This window comes from Luteibacter sp. W1I16, assembly GCF_050434905.1.
Classification (GTDB): Bacteria; Pseudomonadota; Gammaproteobacteria; order Xanthomonadales; family Rhodanobacteraceae; genus Luteibacter.
Genome location: NZ_JBNDJJ010000001.1, coordinates 1,663,799 through 1,678,849, shown reverse-complemented (window position 1 = coordinate 1,678,849; position 15,051 = coordinate 1,663,799). Strand labels below are relative to the sequence as shown.

Sequence of the window (15,051 nt, the reverse complement as noted above, 5' to 3'; positions counted from 1 at the left end):
GGGCAGAAGCCCGCGCGGTTGCACGGCCGCGGCATGGATTACGCGGAATCGCGCGTCTATCAGGCAGGCGACGATGTGCGCCGCATGGACTGGCGCCTGACGGCACGCAGCGGCGTCGCGCACACGAAGTTGTTCCAGGAGGAGCGCGAGGGGCGCTTGCTGATCCTTCTGGACACGAACGCGAGCATGCGTTTCGGAACGCGCACACGTTTCAAGTCCGTGCAAGCGGCGCGCGTGGCGGCCATGGCCGCGTGGTACGCCGTGCGCGGCTCGGATCGTGTCGGTGTGCTGGCGTTCGGCGGGCAACGACAATTGTTGCGTCCCCAGGGTGGCGCGCGCGGAGCGCTTGCGGTGGCAGGCGCCATCGCCACCTGGGATGGTTTGCCGCCAGGCGACGACGAGACCCTTTCCGCCGCGCTCCAGCGAGCGGGCAGGTTGATGCATGGCGCCTCGCGTGTACTGCTGGTCAGCGACGGCTTCGCGGTGGACGAGGCCGCGCGAGGCCGGATGCTGGGGCTGGTCGCGAAGGCCGAGGTCGCGGTGTTGGCCGTGGCCGATCCGCTCGAACTCGGTGAACCCCCCGCAGGCCGCTATCCGTTCGCGCATAAAGGCACGCATTACGACGTGGTCCTGCATGGCGAACGCCAACGCGCCGATTTCGCACGCGGCCTCGGTGAAGGCAATCGCCGGCTGACCGGGCTTTGCACGGGCCTGGGCTTGCGCCAGCGCACGCTCGACACAAGTGCCGATCCACTCGACGCCGTCGTGGCGCTTCTTGGAACGGCGAGGGGGCGTTGATGCCAGACAACGGCCCGGCATTGCGTGACATCCATGTGCCGCAGGTATCGATGTGGTGGCCGTTGGCGCCCGGCTGGTGGTTCCTGCTCGCTTTACTCGCCGCGCTGGCCGTGGGCCTGGTGATTTTCCTGCGCCGGCGTGGGGCGTGGCGACGTCACGTGGAGGCGACACTGTCGAGCCTGCGTGAGGCCGTGGCGAGGCATGCCGTGGACGGCGACACGCTGGCGTTCGCGGCGGCGGCGAGCGAACTCGTCCGCCGTGTCGCCCGTAGCCGCGACGCCGGCAGTGTGACGAAGTCGGGACAAGCGTGGCGCGATGCCCTTGCCGCCATGGCGCCGAAACGCGATGTCGACGCGCTCGTCGCGCTGGACGCCGCCAAATTCCGGCGCCGTGTGGATCTCGATGTCGCCGCCACGGCGCGAGACGTCGAAGCATGGGTGCGCGTGGCCATGAAGCCCCGGACCATCGTGAATGGGCGACTCGGGAGGCGCGCTCATGTCGCTGCCTGAGTTCGCGTGGCCGTGGATGTTCCTCGCCCTGCCGTTGCCGTGGTTGTTGCGCCGTGTATTGCATCCGGTGAAGCCGGCGCAGGCTCTGAACCTGCCGCAGCCGGGGCTCGTCCTCGTGCAGGCCTCGTTGACCAGGGCGCCTTTCTCCGCGACGTTGCTGCTCGCACTCGCATGGCTCTGCCTGGTGGCCGCCGCCGCGCGGCCGCAGCACCTCGGCCCACCGGAGCCGCAGCGGCGCAGTGGCCGTGCCACCATGCTCGCGGTCGATCTCTCCGGCAGCATGTCGCTCGACGACATGCAGTTGGCCGGCCGCATGGTCACGCGTTTCGCCGCCGTGGAGGCGATCGCCGGCGACTTCATCGATCGACGCGCGGGTGATGAGTTGGGCCTCATCCTGTTCGGTTCCCAAGCCTATCTCGTCACGCCGCTCACCTACGACCTCGATGCCGTGCGTGCGCAACTGCACGGCGCGGTGGTGGGGTTGCCGGGGCGCGAGACGGCCATCGGCGATGCATTGGCGGTGGCGGTGAAGCGGTTGGCCGACATGCCCGAACAGGCCCGCGTGGTCGTGCTACTGACCGACGGCGTCAACAACGCCGGCTCCATAGCGCCACGCGAGGCGGCTCGCGCGGCGAAGGCGGCAGGCGTGCGCGTCTACACCATCGGTATCGGTGCGAACGCGATGCGCGTGCCCGATTTCTTCGGCAGCCGCGTCGTGAATCCTTCCGCCGACCTCGATGTCGGCATGCTCACCGACATCGCCAACCAGACGGGCGGGCGTTTCTTCCGGGCCACCGACACCGATGAACTCGCCCAGGCCTATCGCGCCATCGACGCGCTGGAACCGGTGCCGCAGCAGGGTGCGTCGTTGCGGCCACACTACGAGCTGTTCCGCTGGCCATTGCTCGCCGCGCTGCTGCTGTTCGCGCTCGCGGCCCTGCCGCGCTATGTGACGGGTGCGAGGGCGGCCGCATGACTCGCTGGTTCGCCGATTTCCATTTCATCGAGCCGCGCTGGCTGTGGTTGCTCGTGCTCGTGCCGGTCATCGCATGGTTCGTCGGGCGGCGCCCCGGCGAGGAACGCGCACTGGCCCGTCTGGCCGATCCCGCGCTGTTGCCTTACCTGCTCGACGGCACACCCTCGGCATCGCGTGCGCCGGTCGTCGCTTTCGTCGCCGCCGCCTTGCTCGCCGTCCTCGCGCTGGCCGGACCGGCATGGGACAGGCAGGCGCAACCGCTGTTCGCCGAACGCGCTGCACAGGTGGTCGTGGTTTCGATGTCGCCGCATATGTCGTCACACGACGTGGTGCCCGACCGGCTGAGCAGGGCGCGCTACAAGGTGCGCGAACTCTATGCCGCCAACCGCGATGGCATGAACGCGCTGATCGCCTATACGGGCGAGCCCTTCACGGTGGCACCCCTGACCACCGACGCGCACAGCGTGGATGATCTGCTCACCGCCCTGGCGCCCGACACCATGCCGGTGGAGGGCGATCATCCCGGCAAGGCGATCGACCAGGCGGCTGAATTGATCCGGCATGCCGACCTGCGCGGCGGTTCCATCGTGCTGGTGACCGATCGCGCGGATGCCGAGGCTGTCGCGGCCGCGCGCCGGGCGCGCACGGCGGGGGACAGGGTCTCCGTGCTCGGCATCGGCACCACGCGCGGCGGTCCCATCGCCGCTACCGATGGCGGGTTCCTCAAGGACGAGAGCGGCGCTATCGTGATGGCGCCGCGCGATGACGCCTCGTTGGCCGCCGTGGCCGAAGCCGGCGGCGGACGCTATCTTCCCGTGGCGGACGACGCGTCCGATGTGACCGCGCTTGCCGGACTCTTGCAGGGCGATGGCGATGGCAAGGCTGTCGAGGGTGTTTCCTCCGGCCAGTGGCAGGATCGCGGGCCATGGTTGTTGCTGCCATTGCTGCCGATCGTGGCGCTGGCCTTTCGCCGCGGCTGGTTGCTCATCTTCGTTCTTGCCGTGCTGCCTCTCTCGCCCGCGCGTGCCGATGGTGTCGCCGACGTGTTCCGCACACGTGACCAGCAGGCCGCGCAGGCTCTGGCACAGGGCGATGCCAAGCGCGCGCAGGCACTGGCGCGGAATCCCGCGCTGCGCGGGGCGGCCGCCTATCGCGCAGGCGACTACGCCGCGGCCGAGGCGGCGCTGGCGCATGGCACCGACAGCGACTCGCAGTACAACCTTGGCAACGCGTTGGCGAAACAGCAGCGTTACCAGGATGCGATCGCCGCGTACGACCGCGCGCTGAAAGCGAACCCGGGCAATGCGGACGCCGCCGCCAACCGCAAAGCCGTCGCGGAATTCCTGAAGCGGCAGCAGGAGCAACAGCGCAAGCAGCAAGACAAGAAAGGCGGTAAGGGCCAGCAGGACAAGAACCCGCAAGGCCAGTCCGGCGACCAGGACAAGGATCGGCAGCAAGGCCAGCAGGACGGCAAGGATGGCCGTGACGGCGAAAGTGGAAAGCCATCGGGCGCCGACGGCAAGGAAGGCGGCGACGAGCAAGGCGCGAAAGACAATGCCGGCGAAGGCGAGGGCGGCGATCGCGGCAAGGACAGCGGCAAGGCGCAAGCGCCCCAGGGTGACGCGGCGGCGAAATCGCAGGCCGAACAGGCGCAGGCGAAGCAGGCCCAGGACGCGCTCAAGCAGAAGATGGATGCCGCGCTGACGGCCCCGCAGGAAGGAAAGGAAGGAAAGGATGGCGATCGGGCGCACGACCTCGGCGCGGTATCCGACAAGGATCCCTCGTCGAAATTGCCGCCCGATGTACAGCGCGCGTTGATGCGCGTGCCGGACGATCCCGGCGGCTTGTTACGGAGGAAGTTCATGCTCGAGTATCAACGACGCCATGGCGCGGAGCCGGAAGAATGAGATCGCCCCGGTTCCTGTTGTGCCTCATGCTCGTCTTCGCGCCCGTGCTCGTCTGGGCGCAGCCCGCGGCGCCCGTGGCATCGCTCGACCGCGACAAGATCGGTATGGGCGAGACGGTGACGTTGAACATCGAGATCGGCGACGAGACCTCTGACGCGCCGGATCTATCGCCACTGACGCCTGATTTCGTCGTGTTGGGCACGTCCACCAACCACTCGTTGAGCATCGTCAACGGTCGCCGGGAATCGCACACGATCCTCGGCATCGCCTTGCGTCCCCGCCGCGAAGGGCATCTCACCGTGCCCGCGCTGTCGATCGCAGGACAGCGCACCCAGCCGCTGTCGCTCGACGTGGCACCGTCCGGCGACGGCGGTGGCGCGGCGGCCGATCGTCCCGTCGCATTGGAAGGCAAGGCCGAGCCGTCGCAGGCGTATGTCGGCCAGCAGATCGACTACACACTGCGGCTGTACTTCGCGGTGAACCTCGCCGACGGCCAGTTGGGCGACCCCTCCGCCGAGGGGGCCGAAGTGCGCCGTGTCGGCCAGGACGCGAACTACCAGACCATGCGTGGCGGCCGGCGCTTCAACGTCGTCGAACGGCATTACGCCATCTTTCCACAGCACGCGGGCACGCTCGAAATCCAACCGCCGACCTTCCAGGGCACGGCGGTGGATCCGACGGATGCGAACTCCTTCTTCGGCGCCGGTGAGCCGGTCAGCGCCGTGGCGGATCGCGTGCGCATTGATGTGCGGGCGCGGCCGGCATCGGCGCCGGACGGCGCGTGGATTCCCGCGCGCGAGCTGAAACTGTCGCTCGAGGGCGTTCCCGCGGATGGCAAGGCGCGCGTCGGGCAACCGATCACGTTGAACATGCGTCTCGAAGCGACCGGCATGCCGTTCGAGGCCTTGCCCGCGCTCTCGCTGCCGAAGCTCGACGGCGCGGACGTCTACCCGGACAAGGCCGTGACCGGCGGTGGCAGCAGCGGCTCGTGGGTCACCGGACGTCGGCAGCAGAGCTTCGCCGTGGTGCCGACCCGGCCCGGCACGTTGCATATTCCCGAAACGACGTTGCACTGGTGGAACGTCGTCACCGACAAGGCCGAGGTGGCGACGGTTCCCGCGCACGACATCGTCGTGAGCGCCGGTTCCGCCGCGAGCGCACCCGTCGCATTCCCGCCCGCGTCGCAGGATGGACACGCAGCCGAGCCCGCACACGCATCGACGGCGGGTGGGAGCGCGCTGACGGCGCCAGCCCAGCCGGACATACCGTGGCGCTGGCTTTTCATCACTGCGCTGGCGCTGTGGCTGGCGACGCTCGCTGCATGGTTCGTCTTCGGCCGTCGCCATCGCGAAAAGACGCCGCCTGCCGGTCCTGGCGCTCCCGCCGTACCCGCGGCGACCCGTGAACGCCCTGCGCATGAGGTTTTTCTCAAGGCTGCGGCGGGTGACGATCTCGCCAGCATGGAGCGGACGCTGCTCCAATGGGCGCGCATCGTCAGGCCTTCCATCCGAACGCTGGGCGAGCTTTCGGCGGCGTTGCGCGAAGGGCCGCAGCGGGATGCGATCAACGCCTTGCAGCGTGCACGCTTCGCCGGAGGCGAGGCCCCCGGCCGCGCGCTCCATGGCGCCTTCGCGAAGGGCTTCGACTGGTCGCCATCCGCCGCGGCGAACGACGGCATGGGCCTGCCTCCGCTCTACCCCCGTTAGGAACTACAGCAACGCGGCGTAGACCGCGGTCATCGCGCCGCCGAAGGTGCAGAAGACCACCCGCGCCGGCACCCATGCGGCGGCACGCACGGCGTCAACCGCCATGCGCGCCGCGGCGTCGGCCGGATAGCCGTACACCCCCGCGCTGATGGCAGGGAAGGCGATCGATGCCAACCCTCGTTCGTGCGCGAGCTTGAGGCAATTCCCATAGCACGCGGCCAGCAGTGCTTCTTCCCCCCGCCCACCGCCATGCCACACGGGGCCCACGGTATGGATCACGAAACGCGCGGGCAGGGCGAAGCCAGGGGTGATCCGGGCCTCGCCGGTCGGGCAGCGGACACCGGGGCGAACCTCGGGAATGTCCCGGCAAGCGGCCAGCAAGGCCGGTCCGGCGGCCCGGTGGATGGCGCCGTCCACGCCGCCCCCACCCAGCAATGACTCGTTCGCCGCGTTCACGATGGCATCCACCGCGAGGGTAGTGATATCCGCCTGGATCACCTCGAAAGGCATGGGATTTTTCTCCTTGTGACGGCTCGCCAGCATTTAGCTACGATGACACCTGTCAGTTCTATCCATGCAGCCGAAGGTTATGGCCGACCAGCTCAAAGTTGAAGACATCTCGTTCGCCTATCTCATCAACGACGTGACCTTGCTCTTCCGCAAGCACTTCGACCGGCGAGCGGTGCGCTTCGGCCTGACCCGCGCCCAGTGGCGGGCCCTCAAGGCCCTGCATCGCCGGCCCGGGATGCGCCAGAACGAGCTGGCCGAACAGCTGGACATGGAACCGATCGCGGTGGGCCGTGTCATCGACCGTCTCCAGGCGGCCGGCTTCGTGGAACGTCGCGCCGATCCTAAGGACCGGCGCGCCTGGCGTCTCCACGACACCGAGCAGGCACGGGGTGTCATCGACGACATGGAAGATATCGCCCGTGGCCTGCGCCGGGACGCCACCCAGGGGATTTCCACCGACGATCTGCAGACCATGCTGGCGGTCCTGGATCGCATGAAGGAAAACCTTCAGGGGCTCGACGGACCTGTCGAAGAGGGCTGAGCGGGCGGTCAACCGGTCGGCAGCCATGTGCGTTAGCTTTTACGGATACCCGCCCTAAAACCTACGACCGCGTTCCCCCAGCGCGGCGACCGAAGCCCCAGGATTCGGCCGGAGCCCAGATGCAGCGATCCCCAGGGAAGAAACTCCTACTCGTCGTCGGTCTCGTGGCCGTCGTGGCCGTCGGCGTCGGCCTATGGCGTCACGACGCTGGGGGCAAGGAGACCCAGAATGCCGGGAAGCCCGCGGCCGCCGGCGTGCCCGTCGCGACCGCCGTGGCCACGCAGGGAGAAATCGACCTTTCGCTGAAGGTGATCGGCCGCGCCGAGGCGTATTCGACGGTCAACGTTCGCTCGCGGGTCAACGGGCAGTTGGAGTCGTTGGCGTTCACCCCGGGCGCCCACGTGAAGAAGGGCGACCTGCTCGCCCGCGTGGACCAGCGCCCGTTGAAAGCGGCCTACGACGAGGCACAGGGCAATGTCGCCCGCGACCAGGCACAGTTGGTGAAGGCCGAAGCCGACCTCGAGCGTTACCAGAACATGCTCGGCAAGGGATTCGTCAGCCGTGCGGACTACGACCTTTACAAGGCCAACCTCGGCGTCGCCCGCGCCGCGCTGGAAAGCGATCGTGCCGCCGCCCGCGCAGCGCGGACCCAGCTCGAATTCACCACGATCGTCGCCCCGTTCGATGGCGTGACCGGCGCGCCGCTGGCCTATCCCGGCGCGACGCTGACCGCCGACACGACCGACATCGTGGTGCTGAACCAGGTCGATCCCATTCGCGTCGCGTTCGCCATTCCCGAGGACAGCCTGGCCGCCGTGCGTAACAGCCTGCGCCGCGGCACGCTGCCCGTCCACGCGAAGATTCCCGGCGACGACGGCGAACCGCTGACGGGCGAACTCGAGTTCGTCGACAACGCGGTGGATGCCACCACGGGCACGATCATCCTGAAGGGCCGCTTCGCCAACGCGGACGGGCGGCTCACTCCGGGCCAGTTCGCCGAGGTGACCCTGCCGACCACGCGCCTTGCCGACGCCATCAGCATCCCCGTGGTGGCCTTGCAGAGTTCGACCGCGGGTACGTTCGTCTTCGTGGTGAAGCCGGACGACACGGTGGAACAACGCACGATCGCCACCGGGGCGACGAGCGGGGACCGCGTCGTCGTCGACAAGGGTTTGCAGGCGGGCGAGCGCGTCGTCACGGAAGGCCAGATGTTGCTCGTCGATGGCGCCCGCGTGCGCATCGACAAGGGCTGAGGGTCCCATCGTGAATCTTCCGGAACTCTGTATCCGCCGGCCGGTGATGACCACGTTGCTGATGGCGGCCCTGATCATCTTCGGTATCGCGGCTTACCCCAGGTTGCCGGTCAACGAGCTGCCCAACGTCGACTTCCCCACGATCAACATCAGTGCCAGCCTGCCGGGAGCATCGCCCGAGACGATGGCCTCGTCGGTGGCGACGCCCCTGGAAGCGCAGTTGTCCACCGTCGCCGGCATCGACTCCATGACCTCGTCCAGTTCGTTGGGCTCGACCACCATCACGGTCACCTTCGCGCTGGATCGCAGCATCGACGGCGCGGCGCAGGACGTCCAGGCGGCTATTTCCGCCGCCCAGCGCCAGCTGCCGCAGGACATGCCCACGCCGCCGACGTACCGCAAGGTGAATCCGGCCGACGCGCCGATCCTGTTCCTCACCATGCAGTCCTCGACGCTGCCCTTGTCCACGGTGGATGACTATGCGGAGACGGAGCTGGCGCAGCGCCTGTCGATGGTCGACGGCGTGGCCCAGGTGAACGTCTACGGGTCGCAGAAATACGCCGTGCGTATCGCGGTGGATCCGGACAGGCTCGCTGCCACCGGCATCGGCATCGACCAGATGCGCGAGGCGATCGCCGCGGCCAACGTGAACAAGGCCACGGGTTCGCTGAATGGAAAAAGGCAGTTGCTCTCGATCCGTTCGGACGGCCAGCTGATGCACGCCGCCGACTATGGCCAGGTGGTCGTGGCCTATCGCAATGGCGCGCCGGTGCGCCTGTCGGATATCGCCGTGCCGCGCGACAGCGTGCAGGACGACCAGAAGGCCAGCTGGTTCAACGGCAACCGTTCGATCACCCTGGCCATCCAGCGCCAGCCCGGCGCGAACACGGTGGAGACGGTGGACAAGATCCTCGCCTTGCTTCCCGCGTTCAAGGAAACACTGCCGCCATCGGTGAAGCTGAGCGTTATGTATGACCGTTCGGAATCCATCCGCGATTCCGTGCACGACGTGCAGTTCACCCTCGTGCTCGCGGGCGTCCTCGTGGTGCTGGTGATCTACCTGTTCCTCGGCAATGCCTCCGCCACGTTGATTCCCGCCGTGGCGCTGCCCATCTCGGTACTCGGCACCTTCGGCGCGATGTTCGCGCTGGGCTACAGCCTCGACAATCTTTCCCTGCTGGCGCTCACGCTCGCGGTCGGCTTCGTGGTGGACGACGCGATCGTGATGCTCGAGAACATCATGCGGCATATCGAGCAGGGCGAGGCGCCTTTCGACGCCGCCGTGAAAGGTGCCAACGAAATCGGCTTCACCATTTTCTCGATGACCCTTTCGCTGGTCGCCGTGTTCATCCCGGTGATGTTCATGGGTGGCATCGTGGGCCGTCTGTTCCACGAATTCGCCGTGGTGATCAGCGTGTCCATCCTGATCTCCGGTTTCGTTTCCATCACCCTCACGCCGATGCTGTGCAGCCGTTTCGTCAAGGCGCACGATCATGCGAAGCGCAGCGTCATCGTGGTGTGGTTCGATCGCGGGTTTTCCGCCGTGACCTCCGGCTATACGCGCACGCTGGCCTGGTGCATGAACCATCCCCGCACCGTGGTGGGCGTGTTCGCGCTCAGCCTGGCCGCTACCGCGCTGCTCTTCGTTATCGTCCCCAAGGATTTCATCCCCGCCGGCGATAGCGGCCAGTTGCGCGTGACGACCGAAGGCCCGACCGACATCTCCTTCGCGGCGATGTCCGCTCGCCAACAGTCGTTGGCCGAGATCGCGCAGAAGGATCCGAATATCGAGGCGGTCATGTCCAGCGTGGGCGCCGGTGGCGCGCGCGCCACCGTGAATTCCGGTTCGATGCTACTGCGCCTGAAGGATCGGAGCGAGCGTGGCCATACCACGCCCGACGAGATCATCCAGGAGCTGCGGCACAAGTTCGCCGAGGTGCCCGGCATCCGCACCTATATCCAGAACCCGCCCGCGATCCAGGTCGGCGGCCGCCAGTCCAAGGCGCAGTACCAGTACACGGTGCAATCGACCGACCTGCACGCGCTGTACGACTGGTCCGGCAAGCTGGTCGCAGCGTTCCAGAAGCTGCCCGGATTCCAGGACGTCACGACCGACCTCGACCTCAACAGCCCGTCGATGGTGGTGACGGTCAACCGCGACAAGCTCGCTCCGCTGGGCCTCACCATGGATCAGGTGCAGACGGCGCTGGGCACGGCGTTCGGCGAGAACCAGATATCCACGATCTACGGCGCGGCCACCCAATACTGGGTGATCCTGCAGGTCGAGCGGCGCATGCAGGACGACCCGGCCGTGCTGTCGAGGCTCTACGTCACCTCGGACAGTGGCAAGCTCATACCCCTCAACACCGTGGCGCGTTTCGAACGCAAGCCACAGGTATTGACGGTGAACCACCAGGGACAGCTGCCGGCGGTCACGGTGTCGTTCAATCTCGCTCCGGGCGTGTCGCTGAGCGACGCGGTGGCGAGCATCGACCGGGCGACGACGGAGATGAAATTGCCGCCGACCCTGAGCGGCAGCGTGCAAGGCACGGCGCAGGCGTTCCAGGATTCGGTCAAGGGCATGGGCTTGCTTCTTCTGCTCGCCGTGTTCGTGATCTATCTCGTGCTCGGCATCCTCTACGAGAGTTTCATCCACCCGCTGACGATCCTGTCGGGCCTGCCGGCCGCCGCGGTCGGCGCGCTGCTGACGCTGGTGATCTTCAACGCGTCGCTCGACCTGTTCGCCTTCGTCGGCATTATCATGCTGGTGGGCATCGTGAAGAAGAACGCGATCATGATGATCGACTTCGCGCTGGAGCGTCAGCGCGAGGGAGGCGCCACGCCGTTCGATGCGATCTACGAGGCCTGCCGCGTGCGTTTCCGCCCGATCATGATGACCACGATGGCGGCCTTCGCCGGTACGCTGCCGATCGCGCTCGGCATCGGCGCGGGCGCGGAAACGCGGCGCCCGCTGGGCCTGGCGGTGGTGGGCGGATTGGTGGTGTCGCAGATCCTGACGCTCTACCTCACGCCGGTAATCTACCTCTACATGAATCGCCTGCAGGACCGCCTGTCCCCGATGAGAAACCGCCCCACGGTGGGAAGCCGCTTCAGCGGCGATCCCGCGGCGGCGGGCCAGGGTGAGGCGAGCACCCATCGCCGCTGAAGCGGCTTCCCACCGGAAGGCCGCTCCCCTAAAGGAAACGGCTCCAGCCACGATTTGGGTCAGTCGTGCGCGCCGTCCTTCGCGAAGGCGCCCGGAGCCGAGCCGAAATCACCGTTCGCCTGGGCCGCCATGTACGCGAACGTCGCATATACCGCCACGTTCTGCGCCAGCGCCTTCGGGTCGATCTTGTCGAGCGTGTCGTTGGCGTTGTGGTGGTAGTCGAAATAGTCCGTGCCGTCCTGGGTGAGCGACAGCGCGGCCATGCCCTTGGCGTGCATCTGCGAGAGATCGGAGCCACCGCCGCCGGGCTTGGTCGCGTCGTAGGCCACGCCGATCGGCTCGATCACCCTGGCGATCTGCTCGATGGCGCCGCGCGCTTCCGGCTTGACGCTGGCGGTCATGCGCCAGATGCGGCCCGCGCCGAAATCGGACTCGGTGCCGAGCTGGAACTTCGAGACTTCCTTCGCATGTGCTTCAGCGTAGGCGCGGCCGCCCCACAGGCCCATTTCCTCGTTAGCGAAGGCGATGACGCGGATCGTCCGGTCGGGGCGTTGCGGCATGTCCTTGATCAGCTTCGCCGCGGCGGCGGCGATTGCGACGCCCGCGCCGTCGTCGATCGCGCCGGTGCCGAGGTCCCAGGAGTCGAGATGGCCGCCGATCGCGACGACCTGATCGGGATGCTTGCGGCCCGTGACTTCGGCGATGACGTTGGCGCCTTCATACGTGCCCGCGAAACCGACGTCGAGGTCGAGCTTCAGGGTCACCGGCTTGCCTTCCTTGAGCACGCGTTCGAGCTGGTCCGCGTCGGGCAGCGACAAGGCGGCGGCCGGAATCGCTTTCTTGGGATCCTGGAAGCCGGTGACGCCGGTGTGCGGAGTACGGCTGTGCGGGTCGGTACCGGCGGAGCGCAAGAGGAACGCGGCGGCACCCATCTTCGCCGCCAGCACGGGACCGCCGGTACGGGTGGCCGAGCCCATGCGGTAGTCGTGGCCGTCCTTCTGCTGCTGCATGTGCGTCGAGACGTAGACGATCTTGCCCTTGACCGTCGCCGGATCCGCCTTCTTGAAGGCGTCCAGGTCGTCGAAGCCGACGACCTCGGCGGTGAGTCCGCCCGCCGGCGTGCCTGCCGAATAACCCAGGGCCGTGAGCAGCAGCGGCTGTGGGAACGGCGCGACGATTTCGGCATGCTCGCTACGGCGCTGCCACAACGGGTAGCTGACCTTCTCCGTATAGACCTTGTCGAAGCCCATCGCCCTGAACTTGGCGACCGTCCAGGCCACCGCGCGAGCATCGGCGGCGCTGCCGGCCACGCGGGCGCCGACTTCGGTGGTCAGGCCGGAGACGAATTCGTAGCCGGTGTTGTCGTTCATGGCGCGGTCGCGCAGCGCCGTGGCGGCGGCGACGGCCTGATCGGGAACCGTGGTGGCCTTGTCGGCGGCATGGGCGGAGAAGGCGAGCGCGAGGCACGCGGCGAGCGCGTGAAGGCGGAACGTATGACGCATGAATGACCCCCGGGGACGGAAAGGTCGATTATGGCCCCGTCATGGGGTCCGCCGGCCTAGGTAGGAAGTCATGCATGTCAGATAGCGGCGGACCCTTCGACCGGCAGCGTCACCACGGCGCGGAGCCCTCCATCCTTGCGGTTGCGCAGCGCAACCGTTCCCCCGTGGTCGAGGACGATCGCGCGCACCGTGGCCAGTCCCAGACCAATGCCGCCGGTATCGCGATTGCGCGACGCCTCCAGGCGGAAGAACGGCGTGAACACATGTTGCTGCATCGCCTCGGGGATGCCGGGGCCGTCGTCGTCCACTTCCAGGACGCAGTCGTCGCCGCTGGTGCGCAGGCGCAGGCGGACGCGGTGACCGTATTTGAGGCCGTTCTCGACCAGGTTCACGACCGCTCGCCGCAGGGCGACCGGATCGCCTTGCAGCGTGATCGCAGGCCCGGACTGCACGCTGACCTCGTGGCCGACATCCACCAGGTCGTCCGCCACGCTCTCGACCAGCAGGCGGAAGTCCAACGGTTGCCGCTGAACGCACAGCGAGCGGTCCCGGATGAAGTCCAGGGCGGCGGAGATCATCGCCTTCATCTCCTGGATATCCGCGTCGACCTTGTCGCCGAGCGGACTGGGCAGGCCATCCAGCCGGAAGGACAGGCGGGTGAGCGGCGTGCGCAAGTCGTGCGCGATCGCGGCGATCATGTGCGTGCGTTCCTGCAGGAGACGGTTGACCCGCGCCTGCATCGCGTTGAAGGCATCCACCGCCTTGCGCATCTCCGGCGGTCCTTCGCGTGGTACCGGTGGCGCATGGGTATCCGCACCCAGCCGTTGCGCGGCTTCCGCGAAACGGTCGATCGGCGCGGCGAGCGCCCGCGCGAAAAGCCACGCCACCGGTAGCAGCGCGAGCGCGCCAAGGCCGAACAGCCACAGCAGTTCCTGCTGCAACATGTCGGGAAAGGCCTCGCGTGGCACGGAGACCACCCGCCATTGGCCATCATCCTGGCGCAGGCCGATCATGGACCCCGCACCGAGCACCGCATGCATGGGACCCGGCCGGCGTTCGATGGCGCTGGCGATGGCGTAGACGCGGAGCTTGTCCGTCGGCTGGAGAAGCAGGTCGGACAGCCGCGTGGTCAGGTGGGCGGAGAGGGCGGCGTCGAACTTCGCGGGCGGCGAGGGTGGTTCGGCCTGCGTGGTGATGTCGAGGTCGGTGCCACCGGGTGGCGGCACCTCGTCGCGGGGGGAGCCTTCGCGATCAAATGGCCGCATGGCGAACGGGGGCATGTCCGGCTGCAACGTGGCGATCACGTCGAACAGGCTAGCCATCGGTGGTGGCGTCGGCGGCCGCACGACGAGCACCGCGAGCCCGATGGCGACGGAGAGCAACAGGGCGCAGACCGTCATCAGGAAACTGCGGGCGAAGATCGACAGGCGCGAAAGGGCGATCACAGGCGCGAGACCCTCGGCAGCAGCATGTAGCCCTCGTTGCGAACGGTGCGGATCATCTCTTCCTGCGCGCGATCGTTGAGCTTGCGACGGAGCCGGCTTATCTGTGTATCGATGGCGCGGTCGTATACCTCCGCGCGTCCGCCATGGACCAGGTCGAGCAGCTGGTCGCGGCTGAGAATGCGTTGGGGATGCTCGACGAAGGCGCGCAGCAGTGAGAACTCTCCGTCGGAAAGATTGATGAAGATGCCGGTGGGATCGCGCAGGTCGCGCCGGGTCACGTCCAGGCGCCAGCCGGCAAAGCCATAAGGCCGCACGTCCTCGGTCTTGACAGGCTCCGCGCCGCCCGATCGGCGAAGCACGGCCCTAACCCGGGCCAGCAGCTCGCGCGGGTTGCACGGCTTGGCCAGATAGTCGTCCGCGCCCACCTCCAGGCCGATGATCCGGTCGGTGTCGCTGCCCAGCGCGCTGAGGATGATCACCGGCGGACCATGGCTGGCCGCCAGCCGGCGCGCCGCGCTCAAGCCGTCCTCGCCGGGCATCATCACGTCCAGCACGACCAGGTCCGGCCGCTCGCGTTCGATCGCCGCGTTCATCTGGGCGGCGTTCTCCGCCGCCTGCACGCGATACCCATGGCCACCCAGGAAGGTGGTGATCAGGCCACGCAGTTCGGGGTCGTCGTCGACGACGAGGATGAACGATTTCAGGTCCATGGGCATCCGTGGCTAGATACCAGATCAG

At 67.7% G+C, this 15,051-nt stretch carries 12 protein-coding genes; 8 read left to right on the top strand and 4 right to left on the bottom strand.

Going from position 1 to position 15,051, the window contains the following annotated elements:
- Window positions 1–33: 33 nt before the first annotated feature.
- From QFZ41_RS07485 to QFZ41_RS07465, 5 genes are read left to right on the top strand one after another with little or no spacing between them, the layout of a single operon-like run.
- Entirely contained in the window at window positions 34–798 is a 765-nt protein-coding gene (locus QFZ41_RS07485; RefSeq protein WP_429200201.1) for a DUF58 domain-containing protein, read from the top strand.
- A complete protein-coding gene (locus QFZ41_RS07480) occupies window positions 798–1,307 on the top strand; it encodes a DUF4381 domain-containing protein (RefSeq protein ID WP_429198178.1) in 510 nt (169 codons plus the stop codon). The genes QFZ41_RS07485 and QFZ41_RS07480 overlap by 1 nt, the downstream gene beginning before the upstream one ends.
- Window positions 1,300–2,283, top strand: coding sequence for a VWA domain-containing protein (locus QFZ41_RS07475; RefSeq protein WP_429200200.1), 984 nt, complete (start codon window positions 1,300–1,302; stop codon window positions 2,281–2,283). The genes QFZ41_RS07480 and QFZ41_RS07475 overlap by 8 nt, the downstream gene beginning before the upstream one ends.
- The gene (locus QFZ41_RS07470) at window positions 2,280–4,190 is read left to right on the top strand and encodes a tetratricopeptide repeat protein (protein ID WP_429198177.1); all 1,911 of its coding nucleotides are present in this window, start codon (window positions 2,280–2,282) and stop codon (window positions 4,188–4,190) included. Before QFZ41_RS07475 ends, QFZ41_RS07470 begins: the two co-directional genes overlap by 4 nt.
- A complete protein-coding gene (locus QFZ41_RS07465) occupies window positions 4,187–5,896 on the top strand; it encodes a BatD family protein (protein WP_429198176.1) in 1,710 nt (569 codons plus the stop codon). The genes QFZ41_RS07470 and QFZ41_RS07465 overlap by 4 nt, the downstream gene beginning before the upstream one ends.
- 3 nt (window positions 5,897–5,899) lie before the next feature.
- Here the strand turns inward: QFZ41_RS07465 and QFZ41_RS07460 are convergent, their stop codons facing one another.
- Window positions 5,900–6,406 carry an O-acetyl-ADP-ribose deacetylase gene (locus QFZ41_RS07460; RefSeq protein WP_429198175.1) on the bottom strand — a complete coding sequence of 169 codons (507 nt, stop codon included), beginning with the start codon at window positions 6,404–6,406 and terminating at the stop codon, window positions 5,900–5,902.
- 64 nt (window positions 6,407–6,470) lie between these two features.
- Between QFZ41_RS07460 and QFZ41_RS07455 the strand changes: the two genes are divergently transcribed.
- The 3 genes from QFZ41_RS07455 (at window position 6,471) to QFZ41_RS07445 (ending at window position 11,366) form a co-directional block, all read left to right on the top strand.
- Window positions 6,471–6,947 (top strand): MarR family winged helix-turn-helix transcriptional regulator, encoded by a 477-nt coding sequence (locus QFZ41_RS07455; RefSeq protein ID WP_429198174.1) that lies wholly within the window; start codon window positions 6,471–6,473, stop codon window positions 6,945–6,947.
- A gap of 119 nt (window positions 6,948–7,066) precedes the next feature.
- Entirely contained in the window at window positions 7,067–8,200 is a 1,134-nt protein-coding gene (locus QFZ41_RS07450) for an efflux RND transporter periplasmic adaptor subunit (RefSeq protein ID WP_429198173.1), read from the top strand.
- A 10-nt stretch (window positions 8,201–8,210) separates the two neighbouring features.
- Complete coding sequence (locus QFZ41_RS07445) at window positions 8,211–11,366, top strand: efflux RND transporter permease subunit (protein ID WP_429198172.1); 3,156 nt, start codon at window positions 8,211–8,213, stop codon at window positions 11,364–11,366.
- Between the two features lie 59 nt (window positions 11,367–11,425).
- On the opposite strand, the gene QFZ41_RS07440 is transcribed toward QFZ41_RS07445, so the two are convergent.
- From QFZ41_RS07440 to QFZ41_RS07430, 3 genes are all read right to left on the bottom strand, one after another.
- On the bottom strand, window positions 11,426–12,868 hold the full coding sequence (locus QFZ41_RS07440) for a M20/M25/M40 family metallo-hydrolase (protein WP_429198171.1): 1,443 nt from the start codon (window positions 12,866–12,868) through the stop codon (window positions 11,426–11,428).
- A 77-nt stretch (window positions 12,869–12,945) separates the two neighbouring features.
- Complete coding sequence (locus tag QFZ41_RS07435; protein ID WP_429198170.1) at window positions 12,946–14,313, bottom strand: ATP-binding protein; 1,368 nt, start codon at window positions 14,311–14,313, stop codon at window positions 12,946–12,948.
- A complete protein-coding gene (locus QFZ41_RS07430; RefSeq protein WP_429198169.1) occupies window positions 14,310–15,023 on the bottom strand; it encodes a response regulator in 714 nt (237 codons plus the stop codon). Before QFZ41_RS07430 ends, QFZ41_RS07435 begins: the two co-directional genes overlap by 4 nt.
- Window positions 15,024–15,051: the final 28 nt, after the last annotated feature.

Excerpts from the sequence above, each read along its gene's own strand:
- QFZ41_RS07430 (WP_429198169.1), bottom strand. The coding sequence starts at position 15,023 with ATGGACCTGAAATCGTTCATCCTCGTCGTCGACGACGACCCCGAACTG.
- QFZ41_RS07480 (WP_429198178.1), top strand. The coding sequence starts at position 798 with ATGCCAGACAACGGCCCGGCATTGCGTGACATCCATGTGCCGCAGGTA.
- QFZ41_RS07440 (WP_429198171.1), bottom strand. The coding sequence starts at position 12,868 with ATGCGTCATACGTTCCGCCTTCACGCGCTCGCCGCGTGCCTCGCGCTC.
- QFZ41_RS07450 (WP_429198173.1), top strand. The coding sequence starts at position 7,067 with ATGCAGCGATCCCCAGGGAAGAAACTCCTACTCGTCGTCGGTCTCGTG.
- QFZ41_RS07485 (WP_429200201.1), top strand. The coding sequence starts at position 34 with ATGGATTACGCGGAATCGCGCGTCTATCAGGCAGGCGACGATGTGCGC.
- QFZ41_RS07455 (WP_429198174.1), top strand. The coding sequence starts at position 6,471 with ATGCAGCCGAAGGTTATGGCCGACCAGCTCAAAGTTGAAGACATCTCG.
- QFZ41_RS07470 (WP_429198177.1), top strand. The coding sequence starts at position 2,280 with ATGACTCGCTGGTTCGCCGATTTCCATTTCATCGAGCCGCGCTGGCTG.
- QFZ41_RS07465 (WP_429198176.1), top strand. The coding sequence starts at position 4,187 with ATGAGATCGCCCCGGTTCCTGTTGTGCCTCATGCTCGTCTTCGCGCCC.
- QFZ41_RS07460 (WP_429198175.1), bottom strand. The coding sequence starts at position 6,406 with ATGCCTTTCGAGGTGATCCAGGCGGATATCACTACCCTCGCGGTGGAT.